The sequence below is a fragment of the Nocardia sp. NPDC050412 genome, assembly GCF_044458825.1.
Taxonomy (GTDB): domain Bacteria; phylum Actinomycetota; class Actinomycetes; order Mycobacteriales; family Mycobacteriaceae; genus Nocardia.
Genome location: NZ_JBITIJ010000003.1, coordinates 670,448 through 689,933, shown reverse-complemented (window position 1 = coordinate 689,933; position 19,486 = coordinate 670,448). Strand labels below are relative to the sequence as shown.

The following is a 19,486-nucleotide window of genomic DNA, read 5'->3' as shown; positions in this document are numbered from 1 at the left end:
CCGGACGAATGCGCAGTCGATTCGCACAATCGACGTTGACTATCGACCCGACTCGGACGCCGCCCGCCCACCGAAACTGACGCCATGACCACTGTGGCGCATTTGGTGGACAAGACCACCCAGTTCATACGTGACCAGGTAATTCCGGTGGAACGCGAGGTCGTCGTCGACGGGCGCGTCATGGACGACGCGCTGCGGCTCGAACTACAGAAGAAGGCGAAGGAGGCGGGCGTCTTCGGCCCGCTGTCCGCCCCGGAGTACGGCGGACTCGGCCTGGACACCCGGGCCCAGGCGCGGGTGTTGGAAGCGGCCGGTGCCAGTCTGCTCGGCCCGATCGCGGTGAACGCCTGGGCACCCGACGACGGAAACATCCACCTGCTCGCCCATGTGGCCGATGCCGAACAGCAGCAGCGCTATCTCGCGCCGCTGGCTGCCGGTGAGGTGCGTTCAGCCATTGCGATGACCGAACCCGCACCGGGCGCCGGATCCGATCCCGGCATGCTGCAGACCGTTGCCGAAGAGACCGATGACGGCTGGATCATCAACGGCGCCAAGCATTTCACCACCGGCGCGCAGGGCGCCGCCTTCACCATCTGTGTCGCGCAGACCAGTGACGGACCCACCATGTTCCTGGTGGACCAGGACAATCCGGGGCTGAAGATCGGTCGTCGAATGCCGACGCTCGACCATTCCAGTGCACCGGGCGGACACTGCGAGGTCGCCTTCGTCGATTGTGCGGTACCGGATTCCGCCGTATTGGGCGCGGTCGGTCAGGGACTTGCACTCGCCCAGGTTCGGCTCGCGCCGTCGCGCCTGGTGTTCTGCATGAACTGGCTCGGCCTCGCCGTGCGCGCGCACCACCTCGCCATCGAACACATCAGCACCCGAAAGGCCTTCGGTGTGCCGATCGCCGATCACGGTCTGGCGCAGGGACTCGTCGCCGATAACGAGATCGACATCGCCGCGGCCCGTGGCGTGATCCGCACGGCGGCCGAGACCATCGACGAGCAGGGGCCGACATCCTCGCAGGCGCGCCACGATGCGTCGATCGCGAAAACCTTCGTCTCGGAGGCGGTCTGGCGGGTGCTCGATCGGGCGGTGCAGTTGCACGGCGGACTCGGTGTCTGCGAGGACTACCTGGTCGCCCGATTCCTGGTGGAGGCCAGGGCCTTCCGCATCTATGAGGGGCCATCCGAGGTACTGCGCTGGTCCATTGCCCGTCGCGCACTGCGCAATCGCTGAAGGAGAGAAATGACTACGATATCGCGAAGCGATTCCATGAGGGGTGGCGGCCGGGTGACGGGTGGGCCTACGCGTGAAATCGTCGGATTCGCCGCCGCCTATCCCGAACTCGATTGTGCTGCGGTCGATTACGAATATCTACGGGCGGTATCGCAGGAGATGGTGCCGTTCGGACGACACGTCGGCACTCTGATCACCGAGATCTCACCGGAGCGGGCGGTCGTCGAGATTCCCGCCGTGGACACCGTGCGCAACCATATGGGCACCGTGCACGCCGGTGCGTTGTTCACCGCCGCCGATATCGGTGGCGCGGCGGCCTTCGTCGGTGCGGCCGCGACTCGCCTGGACACCGTCGAGCGACTGGTGCTGCGCGCTGGCACGGCGTCCTATCGCAAACCGGCGGTCGGGCGGATCCGCGCCATCGCCACCGTCGATCAGCGTGAACTCGCCGATGTGCTGGCCGCCACCGCTTCGAACCGTTTCGAATTGTCCGGCAAGGCAGTGCTGCTCGATGAGGCCGATGTGATCGTCGCGAAGTTCACCTTCGACTACGTCTGCGATATCGCGATCACGGAGGCGGACCAGTGACCAGCGCCGCACCCCAGAAAAATTCGGAATTCAGCACTTTGGAGTCGACCACGGTATCGACCGCCGATGGCGTCGAGTTCATCGTCCGCTTCCTACCCGCCAAGAAGTCCGATGCGCCCGTGGTGCTGATACTGCCCGCCATGGCGATGAAGGCGAAGAGCTATTTGCGCCTCGCCAAAGAACTACATGCCCAAGGCCTTTCGGTCGCCACCTGTGATCTGCGGGCCCACGGTGAGGCAAAGCCGGAGTTCGGGCAGCACAGCGATTTCGGCTACCGCGAAATGTTGGAAATCGATTTGCCCGCAGTAGTTTCCGAGGTCCGCGCCCGTTTTCCGGAGGCGCCGATCCACCTGTTCGGGCACAGTCTCGGCGGCCAGCTCGCGCTGTTGTTCGCGGCCGCCGAGCCCGACCAGGTCGCCGGAGTGACCGTGATCGGGACCGGCACGGTGTTCTGGTGGGCATTCGGGCCGCGCCGCTGGTTCGAGGCGCTGAGCCAGATCCAGTGGATCGGCTTGGTTTCGCGCTGGAAGGGGCACTGGCCCGGCGGCGTACTGATCCCCGCACCGATGCCGGGCCGCGTGATGCGGGACTGGTCGATGCACTCGCTGACCAGCTATTATCGTCCGAAAGGCACAGCGCGGCAATACAATACGTTGTTGCGTAGGATGACGTTGCCGGTGTTGGTCATCTCGCTGTCGGAGGATGTGCTCGGGCCGAAGTCCAACGTCGACTTCCTGGTCTCCCGAATGCCGAACGCTCGGGTCACCCAGTGGCATATCGACGAGCATGCGCCGGTCGAGCACCGCGATCACTTCCAGTGGGTCAAGGATGCACCGGCGATCGCGGCCCGGGTGGCGACCTGGGTCGTCGCGGGCGAGCTGCCGGTCTAGGGGATCTGGTGGCACGACTGCGCATCGAGCGGGTATCCAAGCACTTCGGCACGACCTATGCGGTGCGGGAGGTGAGCCTGGAGATCGCCGACGGTGAGTTCATGGTGTTGCTCGGACCGAGCGGCTGCGGCAAATCCACCCTGCTGCGAATGATCGCGGGTCTGGAGGATCCGACCGGTGGCCGAATCCAGCTGGACGACACCGATATCACCCATCGGGCACCGCAGCAGCGGGACCTGGCCATGGTATTCCAGAGCTACGCGCTGTATCCGCATCTGACGGTGGCGAAGAACATCGGCTTTCCCTTGCGGGCGCGGCGCACACCGCGCGCGAAAATCGCTGCGCGGGTTGCGGAGGTGGCGACAGCGCTGGGATTGGACGAGTTGTTGCGCCGCAAACCCGCCGCGTTATCGGGCGGACAGCGACAACGAGTTGCCTTGGCTCGAGCCATGGTTCGTGATCCCGGTGCGTTCCTGATGGACGAACCTTTGTCCAATCTGGACGCAAAATTGCGCAGTGCCACTCGGGCCGAACTGATTGCGCTGCATCGAGGATTGGGAGCGACATTCCTCTACGTCACCCATGACCAGGTCGAAGCGATGACCATGGCGGACCGGATCGCACTGCTCAATGACGGTCAGGTCGAGCAGGTCGGCACCCCGACCGAACTCTACGACCGTCCCCGCTCGACCTTCGTCGCCGGATTCCTCGGTGCGCCGCCGATGAATCTGTTTCCCGCGGCGGTCACCCAGCGCGACGGCCGCCTGTTCCTGGTGGCCGATGGCATTGACACCGAATTGGACATCACCGCAGCGGATTTCGATGCTGACGTCGACGTCGTCGCCGGGATCCGCCCCGAACAACTGCGCATCGACTCCTCCGACCCCGCCATCCGCGGGCACGTGACGATGGTCGAGAACCTGGGCAGCGAGGAACTGATCCATTTCAGCACCGGCGAGCAGACATTGTGCGCCCGCGCACCGCGTCCGGCCGGCGTGCGCGCCGAGGAGCCGATCGGGTTGCGCGTGGATCCCGCGCACCTGCACCTGTTCCACCCCGCATCCGGACTGCGCCTGAATTGGCGAGAGCCGCAACGGGATTCGGTAGCCGATGGCACTGTCGTCGCCGTCGCCTGATTCGTAACAACCCCTTCATCGATGAGGAGAACCACCGTGAAACGCACCGTGCCCGTATTGGGCTTGGTGTTCGCAACCACCGTCGCGCTCAGCGCCTGCGGCGGACTCGGGAGCACCACCACCGACTCGAATGCCGACACCGCCCAGATCCCGGAACTGAAGCCGGATCAGCAGGTGTCCATCGTGTTCGAGTCCTACAACTACGGTCTCGCCGGCGCGTGGACCGACACCTTCAACGCGCTGATCGCCGATTTCGGCAAGAAGTTCCCGAATATCAAGGTGACCGCGCAGAAGCCGCAGGGCAATAGCCCGAATCCGGCCACCGACACCATCTCCAGCATTCAGAACCAGATGGTCGCGGGTACCCCACCGGATGTCGCGCAGCTCGGCTTCAGCGATCTCGACTACACCATCCACCAGCTCGGCGCCAAACCGCTGGACACGCTGGTTTCCGAGCCGGAGGTGCAGCGCAACTTCGACGGGGCCAAGTACCCGTTCGCCCCGAAGGCGCGCACGCTCGCGGATTGGGACGGCCACACCTACGGTGTCCCGTTCGTATTCTCCACGCCCGTCCTGTATTTCAATGCCTCGCTGTTCACCGAGGCCGGGCTCGATCCAGCCAAGCCGCCCGCCACCTGGCAGCAGGTCTCCGATGCTGCCGCCGCGATCACCGGGAAGACCGGCAAGGGCGGTGTGTATATCGATTGCCTGACCAAGACCGCCAAGGACTGGTGCTTCCAGTCGATGGTGCGCTCCAATGGCGGCCGGGTCATCTCCGACGACCGCAAGGCGCTGTCGTTCGCGGACGCGCCCGCGGTCGAGGTCACCCAGATGAGCAAGCAGCTGGTCGATTCGGGAAGTATGCCGAAGTTCAACCAAAAGCAGGGCTATGAAGCGTTCGCGCGCGGTGAGATCGGCATGATCCTGGAGACCAGCGCGATCCAGGGCACCTTCGTCACCGGCGCCAAGGACAAGTGGGATCTGCGCGCGGCACCAATGCCGAGTTTCGGCAGCAAGCCGACCGTGCCGACGAATTCCGGTGCGTCGCTGCACATTCTGTCCAATGACCCGGCCAAGCAGCGGGCGTCCTGGGAGCTCATCAAGTTCCTCACCAGTGAGGACGCCTACACCAAGATCTCGCAGGGCATCGGATATCTGCCGTTGCGCACCGGCTTGATGGACGATCCGAACGGGCTGAAGACCTGGTCGGAGCAGAACCCATTGCTGAAGCCGAACGTCGCGCAGCTGGCGAATATGGAGCCGTGGACCTCCATGCCGGGCACCAACTATCTGCAGATCCGCGACGGCATGATGGACGCGGTCGAGTCGATTGTGTTCCAGGGCAAAGATCCCCAGCCCACCTTGACCACCGCCCGGGACCAGGGCGCCAAACTCCTGCCCGCGTCATGAGCACGGTGACCGTCGTTCAGCTGACCGATACCCACATCCGGGCCACCGGGGAACGGGTACACGGCATGATCGACACCTACGCCAACCTCACCCAGGTGCTGCAGCAGCTGCGGGCCTCGCGGCAGCGCATCGACGCGCTGGTGTTATCGGGAGATCTGACCGATAACGGGTCACCGGAGGCATATCGGCGGCTGCGTGATGCGGTGGAGCCGGTGGCCGCCGAACTCGGCGCGCGGACGGTGTACACGATGGGCAATCACGACGAGCGCACCGCGTTCGGCATCGAGTTGCTCGGTCTGGATTCGGTCGACCCGGACGTCACCCACGACCAGGTGGTCGACGTCGCGGGACTGCGGATCATCTCGCTCGACAGCAGCACACCACACAGGCACGACGGGCGGCTCGAGCCCGAACAGCTCGACTGGCTGACCGATCAGTTGCGCGAACCCGCACAGCACGGCACGTTGCTGGTGCTGCACCATCCGCCGATTCCGTCACCGGTCGCCGCGACCGAATATCTGCGGCTCGAGCAGCCGGAGTTACTCGAGGAAGTGCTTGCGGGATCGGATGTGCGGCTGATCATCTGCGGGCACAACCACCTGACAGGTGCGGCCGCGCTCGGCGGCATTCCGGTGTGGATCGGGCCCGCACTGGCGTACCGCATCGATACGATCGCGCCGCTCGGACGGCACCGGGGCCTGACCGGATTCGGTTACAGCCGCATCGATCTGCTCGGTACGACGCTGGTGGCCACCGCGATCGAGGCCACGCCCGCCGAAACCGTCTACGACCGCGCCGAAGCCGATGTACTCGAACAGCTGGCCGCGCTGGCCGCTGAGGCCAGGTAGATGTTCGTAGTCGAAATGCCCGCTGCGGCACCGGATACCGTGCCGGTGCCGCAGACCCGCCGCCGCGCCCGGTTCCGCCGGGCGGGGCAGTTCGTGGTGCCCTACCTGTATCTCGCGCCCGCGCTGTTTCTGCTGGTGGTGTGGATCTATCGGCCGCTGGTGCAGGCATTCGAGTTGTCCACCTACTCGTGGAATCTCCTGCCGACCTCGCCGATGAAGCCGGTCGGCACCGGCAATTACGCACGGCTGGTGGCACTTCCGGCATTCTGGGATTCGGTCGGGCGGACCGGGGTGCTGATCGTGGGCATGCTGCCGTTCACCGTTGTCCTGCCGGTGCTCATCGCGCTGGCGAGCAGAAGGGCGCGGGGCCGGACCATCTATCACGCCTTCATATTCGTGCCGTTCCTGGTGGCTCCCGTTGCGGCAGCGGCAGTTTGGCGCTGGCTGTTGCATCCCGGCAGCGGCTTCGTCGATCAAGTGCTCGGCTCGAATCGCAACTGGGTATATGACGCGGGCACCGCGCACGCCGTCGTCATCGGGATCACCGGCTGGCAGTTGCTCGGGTTCGCGGTGCTGGTGGTGTGGGCCGGATTGGCCGGTATCAGTGGCGATTACGACGAGGCGGCGCAGGTAGACGGCGCGAGTCCGGGACAAATCCGGCGCTGGATCACATTGCCGCTGCTGTCCCCCACGCTGCTGTTCCTGGTGCTGACCACCGTACTGCTCAGTCCCACACTGACCTTCCCGCTCATCGATTCGATGACACAGGGCGGGCCGGCCCAGGCCACCACCAATATCTATTACCTGCTGTGGGACTACGCCTTCCATAGTTTCGACGCCGGGCTCAGTGCGGCGGCCGGCGTGCTGTTGTTCGCCGGATTCGGAGTGATCGCCGGGATCCTGGTGTGGATCTCGGAAAGGGTTGCCTTCCATGATGATTGATCGTTTGCGGACCGCGAGCAGCCATCTGCTGCTCGCGGTCACCGCTGTGGTGTGCGTCTTTCCGATCTATTGGCTGTTCGCCACCTCGCTGCGGCGGCCCGAGGATGTCACCTCGCTCTCGCCCTTCCCCTGGCCGATCTCGTTCGCGAACTACACCGATGCCGCCGAGAAGGTCGATGTACTCGGCTTGATCGGCAATACCTTCTTCGTGGCGGCATTGTCCGCGGCCGGACAGCTGCTGGTGGCGCTGTTGGCCTCCTACGCGTTCGCGATGTACACCTTTCCGTTCCAGCGGATCCTGTACCTCGCGTTCGTCGGGACCTGGCTGGTTCCGTTCCAGGTGACGATGCTGCCGAACTATGTGCTGCTCACCCGGCTCGGGATGGTCAACTCCCTGATCGGCGTAGTCTTGCCGACCTTGTGCTCGGCACTCGCGGTGCTGCTGATGCGCCAGCACATGGCCAGCTTTCCGAAGGAACTCGTCGCCGCCGCCAAAATCGACGGCCGCTCCTCCTGGTCCATCCTGTGGACCGTCGTCGTCCCCAACCTCCGCCCCGCCCTCGCCGCCCTGGCCATCCTGCTGTTCATCAACGCCTGGAATGAATACTTCTGGCCCGCAGTCGTTCTCCGCCAATCCAACAGCGTGCTCCAGCTGGGTTTACGCAGCTTCATGGGCACCGAAGGTGATCAGTGGGGGCCGATGATGGCGCTGGCCAGCCTGGCCTGCCTGCCGGTGTTGCTGATGTACCTGCTGCTGCAGCGGCACATCGTGAACGCCTTCGTGCGGTCGGGGTTGAAGTAGTGAAGAACCGTGGTGTCACCGCGAGCGCCGGTGTCGATGTTGTGCCAGGCTCAGGCGCGCCTCCCGGGCCATGCCGACTCCGTCTGCACCTCGAAACCGAAACTCAGTCGACAAGTGCGCCGCCGGACAGATTGGCGATTGCTCCAGTCATGGCTCCAGCTCGATCTGAAGCCAGGAACGCGGCCGTCTCCGCAATATCAGACAGCGTAGGCAGCCTTTTCAGTAGCGTCCCCTGCGCCATCGCCCCGCCTTCGAGCAATTCCTGGACCGACAGCCCGGCCGCTGCCGCGGTTTGTTCGAAGAGATCCTTGGTGTAGGAACCCGCTGCCGGCGCATCGACGACAGCGTGTGGACGGATGCCGATGACCCGGATGTTGCTGGGTGCCAGCTCCGCGGCCAGGTTCCGCGAGAAGGCCTCCTTGCCGGCCGCGCTCACGCTGTGCCCCAAGATGCCGCCTACAGCCAGCTTGGAACCCGGCTCGGACAAAGTCAGGATGACGCCAGGACGCTCGCGACCCATGTGCCGTGCCACAGCCTTGCTTGTGATGAACAGCGTCCGCAGAAAGCCGTCGATCGGCCGCATGAACTCCTCCAGCGAGAGGTCCGCGAGCAATGTCCCCTGGTCGTGCATGACACTCACGGCGTTGAGGGCGATGTCGATGTTGCCGGCCGTCGCCGCGATCGCATCGGCGTGCTTTTCGACCGCCTGCTGATCGAAGACGTCAACTTGTGCGGTCTCGACTTTTCCGCCCGTGGCGGCGATATCGCGCGCGACGGCGTCGAGCTTCGCCTGCGTCCGCCCGGCGATGAAGACCCTCGCGCCTTCCCGCGCGAATACCCGTGCGGTAGCGCCGCCGATAGCACCCCCGCCTCCATAGATCACAGCGCACTTATCTTCGAGCAGCAATCCACTCATATCTGATCAGACCTCCAATACGCAACCATCTGTTGCGCATTACTCTGCCATGAGGATCAGAAACACGCAACCTTTCGTTGCGCAAACATGGCGAAGTGCCGCACGGGCACTGTGATGCCCAACCGGAGACCGACAATGTCGGGATTGCGGTTGCGCTAGCTACCATCCGCTGTGGTGTGGATAGGGCGAGCAGCCGGGACGTGCCCCCTCGGCGTCGGACTCGAAATACACCGCGACCGTGGTGATTCCGAGTCCGACGCGGATCATTCGGAGGACGCGCTCGTTGCGCTGGTCAGCGCTGCTGCATAGGTTGCGGCAGGAAGCGGGCGCATTCGGCTGGTAGGCGTGCGCCCGCGGTCCGGAGTTGGGCGATTCGGGTGAGGTAGGCGGCGCCCAGCATCATCTGATCGGCGATATCGGCTACGTGACGGTTGTTGAGGCCGGCGAGGTAGGTTCCGGCTACCCAGTTGTTGAAGCCGCCCATGGCTGGTCCGCACCATACCTGGTAGTCGGTAGCGCGGTCGGCTTCGCCACGGATGCTCCAGCCGGAGGACAAGCCGAGATACCACCGGAATACCAAGGCCATCTTGCGTTTTGGATCTTCGTCTGCGCCGATCAGTTGGCCGGGGTCGCGTTCGGTGAAATAGGTGACGCAGTCCTGCCAGACCGTTTCGAGTGGGCGGCGGAAGAGGGCGCCCTCAAGATCGCGGCGTAGGTCGGTGGGGATGTCGTCCAATCCGGTGTGGGCGCGGTAGGTGTCGTACAGGCGTTGGGCGCGGGCGGCGAACATGGTGCCTCGACGCAGGACCTGGACCTGCACACCGAGTTCGAACATGTCGGAGGACGGTGCCATTGTGCAGTCGGCGAAATCCGCTTGGGCCAGTAGTTGTTTGGTTGTTTCGCATTGGGCGGCTTCGCGGGTGGCCTGGTTGATCGAGCCGGTCACCACATATGCGGCACCGAGTGCGAAGGCCGCTGCTGCGGCGGCGGGTGTGCCGATGCCGCCTGCGGCGCCGATCCGTACCGCCGCCGCTGCGGGGACGGCGGTGGCAATTCGATCGCGTGCGGCGACAAGTTCCGGAAACAGCACGAGCAGAGGTCTGCGGTCGGTGTGGCCACCGGAATCCGCTTCCGCGGTGATGTCGTCGGCCATCGGCACAAGCTCGGCCAGGCGAGCCTGTTCCGATGTGAGATCACCGGATTCGACCAGTCGGCGCAGCAGTGCGACAGGTGCCGGCCGTAGGAAGGGTTCCGCGACCTCGACTCGGGACACCTTGGCTATCAGGCGATTGCGTACCTCGATCCGGCCGTGCCGATCGATGCCGAGGCCCGCCGCTCGGTATCGCACGACCTCGGTGGTCAGGCTCATGAATGCCGAGGCCTCGACGCAACGTACGCGGTGGCGCAGGCAGGAATCGACGATGGCGCGCTCCAGCGCCGGTTCGGACGGACTGTGAATCAGGTTGCAGGCAAACGGTTTTCCCAGCGCACTGAGTTCCGACAGTGCCACATCCACGGCCGGAGGCGTCACCCCGGCCGCACCATATGACGCCAGGTAGCCCGCACGCGCCATCGCCGCAACCAAGGCCGGTGCGGCGATGCCATTGGCCATCGCACCTGCCGCGTATGCCGCGCGCACGCCGTGGGTCGCGTGGAACTGCCTGTCCCCGAGCGACTCCGGTGGCAGTGGTGCGACCGCGGTGAGCACCTGCGATCGGGCCGCGACCGCCGCATCGGATGTGGCTCCCACTCGGCCGTCGTGCCGCACGATCCAGCACGGTTGCCGCACATCGAGTAGTACGGACATGATGTCGTCAGCGCTTTCCGCGACGACGCTGGTCGACGATACGGTCACGGCCGCTCCTCTCGCTCACCGAGTTCGACCGCCAGGTCGATGAGTTCGTAGATGCGCAGACCTGGCTTCCACAGCGAACCGTCCGCAATGACGGTGACACCGTTTGCGCCCCTGCGGATTTCCTTGATGTGCGCCTCGAGCCGCACCGTTGCGTCGGTCGGCAGGAATTGGCCGCGGTAGCGCCAGCTGAAGGCGATATCGCTGGGGATGCGGAAGACGGGATCGGCGATCGTGTCTGCGTATCCGGCGTCGAGCATCCACTCTTGGATAGCGTGGATGACCGATTCCACCCCCAGCGATCCCGGGATCACCGGGTCCAGGTGGAAGTGCCGGGCGAAATACCAGTCCGACGGGTTGATTTCGCGCAGCGAATGCAGATATCCCGCACTGTATTTCCCGCCATCATCGACTACGTCGATGCGGTCGATCAGTGCCAGGGTGCGCCGGGCGCACAACGCCGCGTTCGGATCCGCTCGGCGAGCCGCGACATCGATGGTCCGGGTTGCTTGCGGATGCTCATCCAGCCAGGTCGGTACCGAGCGCCCGGCGTCGAGGCCGGTTTGGTTCGCCAGCGCTTCGTCGCTGAAGTACCCGAACATGGTCTCGCCGGTGTAGAAGGGTTCTCCGTCCACGCTCAGCGTGTAGTCGAAGTTCTGCAGTGACGAGCCGGGCAGGATCGTCGTAGACAGCAGGCGCGATGTCTGCTCGATCGTCTTGTCCCGCAGATCTACCCGGCGCAGGACGGTTGCCGTGCCGCCGAGGTTGCGCAGGCTCAGGGTGACACCCGGCTGAGTGAGAGTGGGACCGGCGTAGTAACCCATCAGCAGTGCCGCTTGCAGCGAGGTCTCCATGTACACGAAATGCGGCATGGATTCATTCGCGGTATCGCCGTAGTACCAGGAATCGGCGGGTGAGTCGTATTCCGTGCGGTACGTCGCGCCATCCAATTTGCCTCGGGCACCGTCGAATTCGAGGACACGGTCGACCAGGAGCAACCCGCCCGTCGGCAGACGGGTTGCTCGGACACCGGTGTATTCACCGAATTCGGGGCCCATGGCGATGGTTTGATCGCCGCGGGCGAGGTGGGACATGTGGAATTCATTGAGCAATAGACCCGGTACCGCCGCACCGGGGCCGACGCCCGTGCCTGCCGGTTCGGCCACCGTCACGGTGACCTGTAGCGGAGCGGAACCCGCGATGGTCGCGGTGCCGGTGACATGCGGCCGGGGCACCAGGTCGATTTCTGTGACAGTGAATTCGACTGTGCTAGTGTCGCTTTCGCCGATACCCGGAGCACTGACAAACGTGCTCCGCGAGAGGTACAGCTGCATGCCGGTAAACAGTGCGAATACCTCCGCCGCCTGTACTGCGGCCGCTCGTGTATCGCCGTCGAAACGCGCTACCACACGGCCGTTTCCGGTGCCGCCGCGCAGTTCGACGGTTACGACCTCGGTGAGGACCAAGGGGCCTGCCGCCGCGAGTCGTGCCACGGACTCGACGCCGGAGCGACGATATCCGAACACACCGGTGACATCGCCCTGGGTGAGGCGTACCAGTGCCGCTCGATCGAGGCTGGTGCGGGCGGTGCGGGCCAGCGGCTTGAATGCACACTCCGGTGCGGCAGCGATGGTTGCGGCGGAGATGGACGGGCCACTGTGCCCCTTATCCGTCGCCGGGCCCTGAGGGTGCACCGTCCGGTGCCATATCGCCCGTTGCAGTGCGACCTGAGCGGTGAGCGCGGCGCGGTGGGCGGCCACGACGCCCGAGCGGATCTCGGTGAGAGGTCCCGGAGCCTGCGGACGTGCCTTTGCCACACCAGTCGAGGTTGCAACTTCTCGCACCGCAGGCGTTTCATGCCCCCTTGGCGTTTCACGCTCCGCAGATGTTCGGTGCGCGGCCAGGATCTCGTGTACCGGGGGTTTTTCGTGCACCGCTGCGCTCCTGTGCTCCGCCGAACTTCCCTGCACCGCCGAACTCCCGTGCACCGCTGAGCTCCCCTGCACCGCTGAACTCCCGTGCACCGCTGAACTCCCGTGCACCGCCGAACTCCCGTGCACCGCCGAACTCCCGTGCACCGCCGAACTCCCGTGCACCGCCGAACTCCCCTGCACCGCCGAACTCCCCTGCACCGCCGAACTCCCCTGCACCGCCGAACTCGCGTCCACCGCCGAACTCGCGTCCACCGCCGAACTCGCGTGGACCGCCCGGCTTCCGTGGACCGCAGGGCTCTCATGGACCGCCGTCGCCGTGCCCCTGGCCGAGACAGTGCCGATCGGATCGAAAGGCACCCCGTCGAACTCGATAGCCGTCATGACAACCACCCCCGCACCGAAGCCTGGAATTTCGCGGTCAAATCCGGCGTCGTCACCACGGTGACGTCCGAGAAGCGTTGCAACACTGTTCCATCCGATGTCGTAGCGGTGGCGTCGATCCGGACGTCGAAGCTGCTGGTCCGTGGGTTGTCCACGGTGAGCAGGAACGGCTCGTCCGTGGGCAACTGCCGGTAGTAGTCCACGCGGCCGACACCCAATGGCAGACAGGCTGCCCCGAGGAGTCGGTAGCCGAGTACCGGCGGTCCCTGCAGGATCAGGTCGGCGAGGACCGGATCGTGCAGGCGGCCGCCGTAGGCTCCGTCGGCCACGCTCGCGGCGGGCAACGCGCAATGGAAGACGATCGCCTCGTCCGACGCCGCCAGTACCGTGCGCAGGCCCTGGAGGGCCGGTGCGTGGAATTGGATGGCATCGCGGTAGATATTGGCGTCGCTGACCGATCCGGTCGGGATCGCCTTGGTCGGTGGCTGATCTGGTTCGGCAGCCAGCAGCAGCGTCGCCCGGAAGTGCAGCGCATCGCCACTGCGGACAGTCGCCTCGACCAGCACCACGCCATCGACCGACTCGGCCGGCACGAGTTCGAGTTCGAGTTCATCCATCGGATGGTCGAACACGATTCCCTTGAGGACCTGGAAATCCCTGGCACCGATAACCGTTCGACCGGGCAAGCTGCGCTCGGCCAGATTCACCATCGCGCCGATACCAAAAGTGGCTGGCAGCACGATATGTTCGCCGATTCGGTGCGCCTGGATAATCGGATCGTCGGTGAGCCCGGTGATGATCCGCCGGGCCTTGGCCGCGGGTGGATGCACTGTCGTATCACCGGTAAGGCTTTCGGCCGGACCGATGAGAACCACGGCGTCGTCGCGCCGGTCCGCCGTGAACTGCTCGGTGAAGGCCGTCGCGCCCGTCTGGGGGTCCAGCAGGGCGATGCCGCGAGCGTGGAAATGTTCGCGCAGTTCGGGCGTCACCATGCCGCCGTCCCAGGCGCCCCAGTCGATGGCGGTGACGTGGCAGTCGGGATGGCGTCGCCGATAGCTCACCGCGAATCGGGACAGTGCCTCGTTCGCGGTCGCGTAATCGGCCTGACCCGCATTACCGAACAGTCCGGCCACCGAGGTGAACAGCACTAGATGCCGTAGTTCGCCGAGCGCGGCCAGCACAATGGCCAGCCCGGAGATCTTGGGATCCAGCACCCGCTGAATGGATTCGGCCGTCTTATCGGTGAGCATGGAGTCCGCCAGCACACCTGCCCCATGCACAACGCCGGTTATGGTGTCGTGCCACGGTGCGAGTGCGGTGCGCACCGCCGCTTCATCGGTGGCGTCGACGGCCAGATACTCCGCCCGCGAACCCAATTCGGCCAGAGTTTCGCTGATTTCGCGGGCGGCCCGTACCTGCGCGCACGCACGCTCGATATCCCGTGGCTTTGCTCCGGTGCCGACCAGTGCACGCACCGCCGCGGACTTGAGTTCGGCGTCGGAAACGTTTGCAGCCCAGTCTGGTTCAGGTGTCAGCTCGGAACGGCCGACGAGCACGAAGCGCGCCTCGCTGTGCAGTGCCAGCGCCCGGACACATGTGGCGGTGACGCCGCGCGCACCGCCGGTGACGAGCAGAACATCCTGTGCCGTAAGCACACTCGGCCCTTGCTCGTCACTCGAATGCACGATGGTGACCGAACGGGCGGGCGCATGTGCACTCGGCACAAGCGTCCGCCGCTGCTGCGCCGCATCGATACCGACCTCGAGCGTGTCACGCGCGGCATCGTGCAACTCCGCGGTGACCAGCTCGGCCAGTCGGGCCGGTGTGATTTCCGGGTCGATGTCGAGCGCCCGGCAGAACAGCTCGGGTTGTTCGGCCGCAAGGGTTTTCACCACACCACCGACACCGCCGAGCAAGGCGGCGATCGGACCCGCCGTGCCGAGGAAGCCGAGGTGACCGTCGATCCGGGTAACCGTGACGAAGGCCGCCCGATTATCGGTCTTCGCCAAGCGTGGCACCGCGTGACCGGCGGTCAGCACCGCTGCGCCGAGCCATCGCTGCGCGGCCTCCCAATCGGCGAACTCACAGCTCAGCACCGCGAGGCAGATATCGACGGAATCGAGATCCGATAAGCCTGCCGAATCCGTCCGATGCACCGACCATCCCTGCTCGGTGAGCACGGATTCGATGGCGGCGCAGTCCGCATCCGCCTGGCCGGTGAGGTCGACCAGCGCGACCGCAGCGCCCTCGCGATACGGGGCAACGGCCCGGTCCAGCGACGGCAGGGTGATCAGTTCGACGGTATACCGCGGCGTTTCGGCCGCGGCCTCAGCTTTTGGGTGGACATCACCACCCACCGACGCCGCGAGTTCGTCGACAATCTGATCCACTGTGCGTAGCGTGCCAAGCTGCTCCGGACCGAGGCTGGGTAACTCCGGAAACCGTTCCTGCAGCGCGCCGATCACCTGGACTCGCTTGATCGAATCCACCCCGAGATCGGCCTCCAGATCCATCGACGGATCCACCATTTCGACCGGATACCCGGTCTTCTCGGCAACGACCTCACGCAACGCGATCCGCAGGTCGTCACCCGTGGGTGCGGCCGCCGCGGCACCAGCCGTAGCTGCGGCCGCCGTAGCAGCTCCGGCACCGACCGTGGCTGCGGCTGTGCCACCAATTCCGGCACCAACCGTAGGTGCAGCCACCCCAGCAGCCGCGGCACCAACCGTGGGGGCGGCCGTAGCACCAGTTCCGGCACCAACCGTAGGCGCGGCCACCGCAGCAACTCCGCCAGCAGCCGTGGGTGCACCCGGGGCCCCTGATGCCGCCCCACTCTCACCCAACAAACTCGCGATCTGATCGAGCGTGCGCAACGTCCCCAACTGCTCCGGCCCGAGATTCGGCAGCTGCGGGAACAGCTCCTGCAGCGCACCGATCACCTGAACCCGCTTGATCGAATCCACCCCGAGATCGGCCTCCAGATCCATCGACGGATCCACCATTTCGACCGGATACCCGGTCTTCTCGGCAACTACCTCACGCAACGCGCTCAGCAGTGCGTCGGCGGATGCCTGAGAGCTGGATGCCGCGCCGGACGCGCCATTCCCTGCCGCCGTAGCAACCGAGCCACTATTGGCCCGCAACTCGGTAGCAGCGCCACGGTTGAATTCGGGAGCGGCGGAAGTGCCACCGTTGAACCTCGGAGCAACCGGTCCACCGTTGGTGGAAACCCCCGAATGCGCCGCATCGGTTTCGGCAGCACCCGATATATCCACCTCCCCCGAAACCAACGGCCGCCGCTCAGGTGCCGATTCGATCGCCGCCTGCCGAGTGGACTCCACCCGCCGCGTCACGGCCGCCGTCCGCGCAACAGGCGAGAATCCACTCTCCAGCTCCGCCAGCTGCGCGAGCACTTCACTTGCCCGCGAATGACTTTCACTGATCGCCACGCCGTGATCCTTCACGGCTTCGATCGCACGCAAGGTCGCCTCATCGAGCGACCCGCCGCCCAGCGCACCGGCCAGGCCGCGGGCCATATCCAGCTGACCGTCGAGGAACTGACGGTGGGTCTGTAGGTGCTGCACGAGCGCACTGTCGAGCGCGTCCGACTCGTAGGGCTGATACACAGTCGTCTCCGTAGGTTCGGCGAACGTCGCTGCCACAGGCAGCGTTTCGGGCTGGGGATCGACCACGGTGTCGACGGGAGTCGGTGCGGCCACACCGACGCGATAACCGTCATCGAGTGCGGCCGCGTACGCCGCACGCCGACTCTCGGGCACATACTCGGGGGCCGAGATCGTCACGGTCATCGCACGATTCGAGGTGCGCGGCGCAGGCATCGGCGCGGCATGCCGATTGATGCCGTGCAGGCCGAAGCCGAGCACGGCGAGCCGCACCGCCGCCCTTACCAGCGCGAGATCGCTATTGCCGATGGGACCGGAATCGGTCGGGATGGCGATGACATCGTCGCCGAGGGTGCGCCGCACCAATGAGGTCAGCACCTGCTTCGGCCCGAATTCCACGAATACCGTGCAGCCATCGGCACGCATCGCGGTCAGCGCGGCGACGAATTCGACCGGCTTACTGAGCTGTCCGGTGAGCAGCGCGCGATTGGCCGCGACATCGCCGCCATAGCGGACATCAGGGGTATTCGCATAGACCGGCGCGTCGGGCGCACCGATCGTCACCGCCGCGGTCGCGCCGGCGAACGCGTCCACCGCATGCGCCACATACGGCGTGTGGAACGCACCCGACACCGGCAGTGCCCGCGTCGCCACCCCACGCGCGCCGGCCCGCTCGACTACGGCGGCGATCCCACCCGGGCCGCCGCCGACAACGACCTGATCGGGCGCATTATGGTTGCAGATCCACACATCGTCGACGCCGGCGAGCAGTTCCTCGGCGATATCCCTCGACGCGCCGAGCGCCACCATGGTCCCGGCCTCGACACCGGCTGCCGGTGTCATCGCCGCACCGCGCGCCCGAGCCAGGGCGAAGAAGTCCGCGGTCCCGATCGCACCTGAAGCCCACAGCGCGGTGAGTTCACCGAAGCTGTGCCCCAGATATCCGTCGGCACGCAACCCGCACTCCGCCAGCGCCCGGAACTGTCCCGCCGACAGGGCCCCGATCGCAGGTTGCGCGAATTCGGTTCGGCGCAAAGACTTTTCCTGTTCCGACGTCGCCTCCTCGTCGAAAGCGGGCGGCGGAAACACCACCGAAGACAGTCGCACCGACGCTTCGGCGAATGCGATATTGGCCGCATCGAAGGCCGCGCCGACCGCCGGATTGCTCAGCGCCGCATCCGCTCCCATATCGACGTACTGACTGCCCTGTCCAGCGAACAGCGCACCGATCTTGCGCTCCGGCAGTGCGGCGGCCCGGAAGTAAACGCCCTCCGGGTGATCCCACGTCACGGCCTCGGGGTTGCGCACCAGTTCGTCCACCGCCAGCGCCCGCAGGTGCGCCGCATTCTCATCGTCCACCGAGACGAATCCGATGCGTGCGTGGTCCTCCGGAATATCGCCGCCGTCAACGCCATCCACGCTTCGAACCGCATCAATCAACCCAGCCACATCGGGCGCATGCCACAGATGCGCCCGCGCGGTGCGATGCAATACCGGTTCGGTGCGAGCCGAGTCGGCTTCCTCCAACACGACGTGGAAGTTGGTGCCACCGAACCCGAATGCCGACGCCGCCGCCCGACGCACCGGCCGCTGCGGATCCCGGATCCACGGCCGCGTCCGGGTATTCACGTAATAGGGCGCGTCGTCCGGCATGATCTCCGCATTGGGTGCGTCCACATTGATGGTGCCCGGCAACACCTTCTGATGCAGTGCGAGCGCCAACTTCATGACCGAGGCGGTGCCCGCCGCACCCTTGGTGTGCCCGATCTGCGACTTCACACTGCCAAGCGCTGCGAAGCGGGACTCCGAAGTCGCGTCCGACAGCAGCGATTTCAGGGCGGTGAGCTCGGTCTTGTCCCCGACCGGTGTGCCGGTCGCATGCGCCTCGATGAGCGCGACATCCGCCGGTGAGCAATCCGCATCGGCATAAGCCCGATCGAGGGCGACGCGCTGCCCGCCCGCACGTGGCGCGTAGATGCTCTTCGCCCGGCCGTCACTGGAGGAACCCAGACCGCGGATGACGGCGTAGATCCGATTGCCGTCGCGACGTGCGTCTTCCAGCCGCCGCAGGGCGAGCATCGTAATGCCCTCACCGAGCAGGGTGCCGTTCGCGTCGGAGGAGAACGGGCTGATTCGCCCGTTCGCCGACAGCGCCCCCACCTTGCTGAAGCACATGTAGATGAAGATGGTGTTCTCGGTATCCACACCGCCGGTGATCATCATGTCGGCCCGGCCGTCCTGCAGTTCGGCAACGGCCGTCCGCAGTGCGGCAAGCGATGCCGCACAGGCCGCATCGACGGTGCAGTTGATACCGCCGAGACCGAGCCGATTGGCGACCCGACCCGCGGTGATATTGGCCAGCAGGCCCGGGAACGAATTCGCTTCCCACGGCGCGAAAGCCGCGACGAACTTATCGGCGATCGCATCGGCGTCGGAATCGGAGAGCCCGACCGAACGCGCCGCCTCCTTCAACACCGGTGTCGAAAGTCGTGCCGCCAGTGGATGCATCAGCGGCACCGGTCCGGTGGTACCGAGCACGACGCCGGTCTTGCCCGGGTCGTACCACGCGGAATCGACCGCGCCCGCGTCGATCAGCAGATCGCGCGCCACTCCGAGGCTGAGCGTCTGCATAGTGCTGGTGACTTCGAGCTGATTGGGTGGCAGCCCGAATTCCAGTGGGTCGAAGTCGATATCGGGCAGAAACGCACCGCGACGCGAGTAGGTCTTATCCGGTGCGTCCGGATCGGCGTCGAAGTAATCGTCGAGGCTCCAGCGCGAGGTGGGCACCTCGGTGGTGCAGTCCACTCCGTCGACGATGTTCTGCCAATACTCTCGATGGTTGTGCGCGTTGGGCAACAGCCCGGACATCCCGACAATGGCGATCGGGTTGCGCGCCAGGCGTCTGTCGTCTGTCACGAAAGT

Annotated in this window: 12 protein-coding genes; 8 read left to right on the top strand and 4 right to left on the bottom strand. The window is 65.6% G+C overall.

The features are described from left to right. Window positions 1-84: 84 nt before the first annotated feature. Genes ACIBI6_RS11080 through ACIBI6_RS11045 form a run of 8 tightly spaced genes read left to right on the top strand, consistent with a single transcriptional unit; the run spans window position 85 to window position 7,858 of the window. Window positions 85-1,242, top strand: coding sequence for an acyl-CoA dehydrogenase family protein (locus ACIBI6_RS11080; protein ID WP_396955896.1), 1,158 nt, complete (start codon window positions 85-87; stop codon window positions 1,240-1,242). A gap of 9 nt (window positions 1,243-1,251) precedes the next feature. After that, window positions 1,252-1,830: a YiiD C-terminal domain-containing protein gene (locus ACIBI6_RS11075; protein WP_396955895.1), complete on the top strand. Its 579-nt coding sequence runs from the start codon at window positions 1,252-1,254 to the stop codon at window positions 1,828-1,830. Beyond that, window positions 1,827-2,720 (top strand): alpha/beta fold hydrolase, encoded by an 894-nt coding sequence (locus ACIBI6_RS11070; protein ID WP_396955894.1) that lies wholly within the window; start codon window positions 1,827-1,829, stop codon window positions 2,718-2,720. Before ACIBI6_RS11075 ends, ACIBI6_RS11070 begins: the two co-directional genes overlap by 4 nt. A gap of 8 nt (window positions 2,721-2,728) precedes the next feature. Next, window positions 2,729-3,856 carry an ABC transporter ATP-binding protein gene (locus tag ACIBI6_RS11065; protein WP_396955893.1) on the top strand — a complete coding sequence of 376 codons (1,128 nt, stop codon included), beginning with the start codon at window positions 2,729-2,731 and terminating at the stop codon, window positions 3,854-3,856. Window positions 3,857-3,892: 36 nt separating this feature from the next. After that, window positions 3,893-5,266 (top strand): ABC transporter substrate-binding protein, encoded by a 1,374-nt coding sequence (locus ACIBI6_RS11060; protein ID WP_364339515.1) that lies wholly within the window; start codon window positions 3,893-3,895, stop codon window positions 5,264-5,266. Then, the gene (locus ACIBI6_RS11055; protein WP_396955892.1) at window positions 5,263-6,114 is read left to right on the top strand and encodes a metallophosphoesterase; all 852 of its coding nucleotides are present in this window, start codon (window positions 5,263-5,265) and stop codon (window positions 6,112-6,114) included. Before ACIBI6_RS11060 ends, ACIBI6_RS11055 begins: the two co-directional genes overlap by 4 nt. Continuing rightward, complete coding sequence (locus ACIBI6_RS11050) at window positions 6,115-7,056, top strand: carbohydrate ABC transporter permease (protein ID WP_396955891.1); 942 nt, start codon at window positions 6,115-6,117, stop codon at window positions 7,054-7,056. Continuing rightward, window positions 7,046-7,858 carry a carbohydrate ABC transporter permease gene (locus ACIBI6_RS11045; protein ID WP_396955890.1) on the top strand — a complete coding sequence of 271 codons (813 nt, stop codon included), beginning with the start codon at window positions 7,046-7,048 and terminating at the stop codon, window positions 7,856-7,858. The genes ACIBI6_RS11050 and ACIBI6_RS11045 overlap by 11 nt, the downstream gene beginning before the upstream one ends. Before the next feature lie 103 nt (window positions 7,859-7,961). Here ACIBI6_RS11045 and ACIBI6_RS11040 read toward each other — a convergent pair whose 3' ends face one another. From ACIBI6_RS11040 to ACIBI6_RS11025, 4 genes are all read right to left on the bottom strand, one after another. Further along, complete coding sequence (locus tag ACIBI6_RS11040) at window positions 7,962-8,774, bottom strand: SDR family NAD(P)-dependent oxidoreductase (protein ID WP_396955889.1); 813 nt, start codon at window positions 8,772-8,774, stop codon at window positions 7,962-7,964. A gap of 292 nt (window positions 8,775-9,066) precedes the next feature. Further along, the gene (locus tag ACIBI6_RS11035; protein ID WP_396955888.1) at window positions 9,067-10,629 is read right to left on the bottom strand and encodes a PfaD family polyunsaturated fatty acid/polyketide biosynthesis protein; all 1,563 of its coding nucleotides are present in this window, start codon (window positions 10,627-10,629) and stop codon (window positions 9,067-9,069) included. After that, complete coding sequence (locus tag ACIBI6_RS11030) at window positions 10,626-12,941, bottom strand: beta-ketoacyl synthase (protein ID WP_396955887.1); 2,316 nt, start codon at window positions 12,939-12,941, stop codon at window positions 10,626-10,628. Before ACIBI6_RS11030 ends, ACIBI6_RS11035 begins: the two co-directional genes overlap by 4 nt. Continuing rightward, window positions 12,938-19,480: an SDR family NAD(P)-dependent oxidoreductase gene (locus tag ACIBI6_RS11025; protein ID WP_396955886.1), complete on the bottom strand. Its 6,543-nt coding sequence runs from the start codon at window positions 19,478-19,480 to the stop codon at window positions 12,938-12,940. Before ACIBI6_RS11025 ends, ACIBI6_RS11030 begins: the two co-directional genes overlap by 4 nt. Between the last annotated feature and the right edge of the window lie 6 nt (window positions 19,481-19,486).

Excerpts from the sequence above, each read along its gene's own strand:
- ACIBI6_RS11080 (WP_396955896.1), top strand. The coding sequence starts at position 85 with ATGACCACTGTGGCGCATTTGGTGGACAAGACCACCCAGTTCATACGT.
- ACIBI6_RS11075 (WP_396955895.1), top strand. The coding sequence starts at position 1,252 with ATGACTACGATATCGCGAAGCGATTCCATGAGGGGTGGCGGCCGGGTG.
- ACIBI6_RS11055 (WP_396955892.1), top strand. The coding sequence starts at position 5,263 with ATGAGCACGGTGACCGTCGTTCAGCTGACCGATACCCACATCCGGGCC.
- ACIBI6_RS11050 (WP_396955891.1), top strand. The coding sequence starts at position 6,115 with ATGTTCGTAGTCGAAATGCCCGCTGCGGCACCGGATACCGTGCCGGTG.
- ACIBI6_RS11045 (WP_396955890.1), top strand. The coding sequence starts at position 7,046 with ATGATGATTGATCGTTTGCGGACCGCGAGCAGCCATCTGCTGCTCGCG.
- ACIBI6_RS11040 (WP_396955889.1), bottom strand. The coding sequence starts at position 8,774 with ATGAGTGGATTGCTGCTCGAAGATAAGTGCGCTGTGATCTATGGAGGC.
- ACIBI6_RS11030 (WP_396955887.1), bottom strand. The coding sequence starts at position 12,941 with ATGACGGCTATCGAGTTCGACGGGGTGCCTTTCGATCCGATCGGCACT.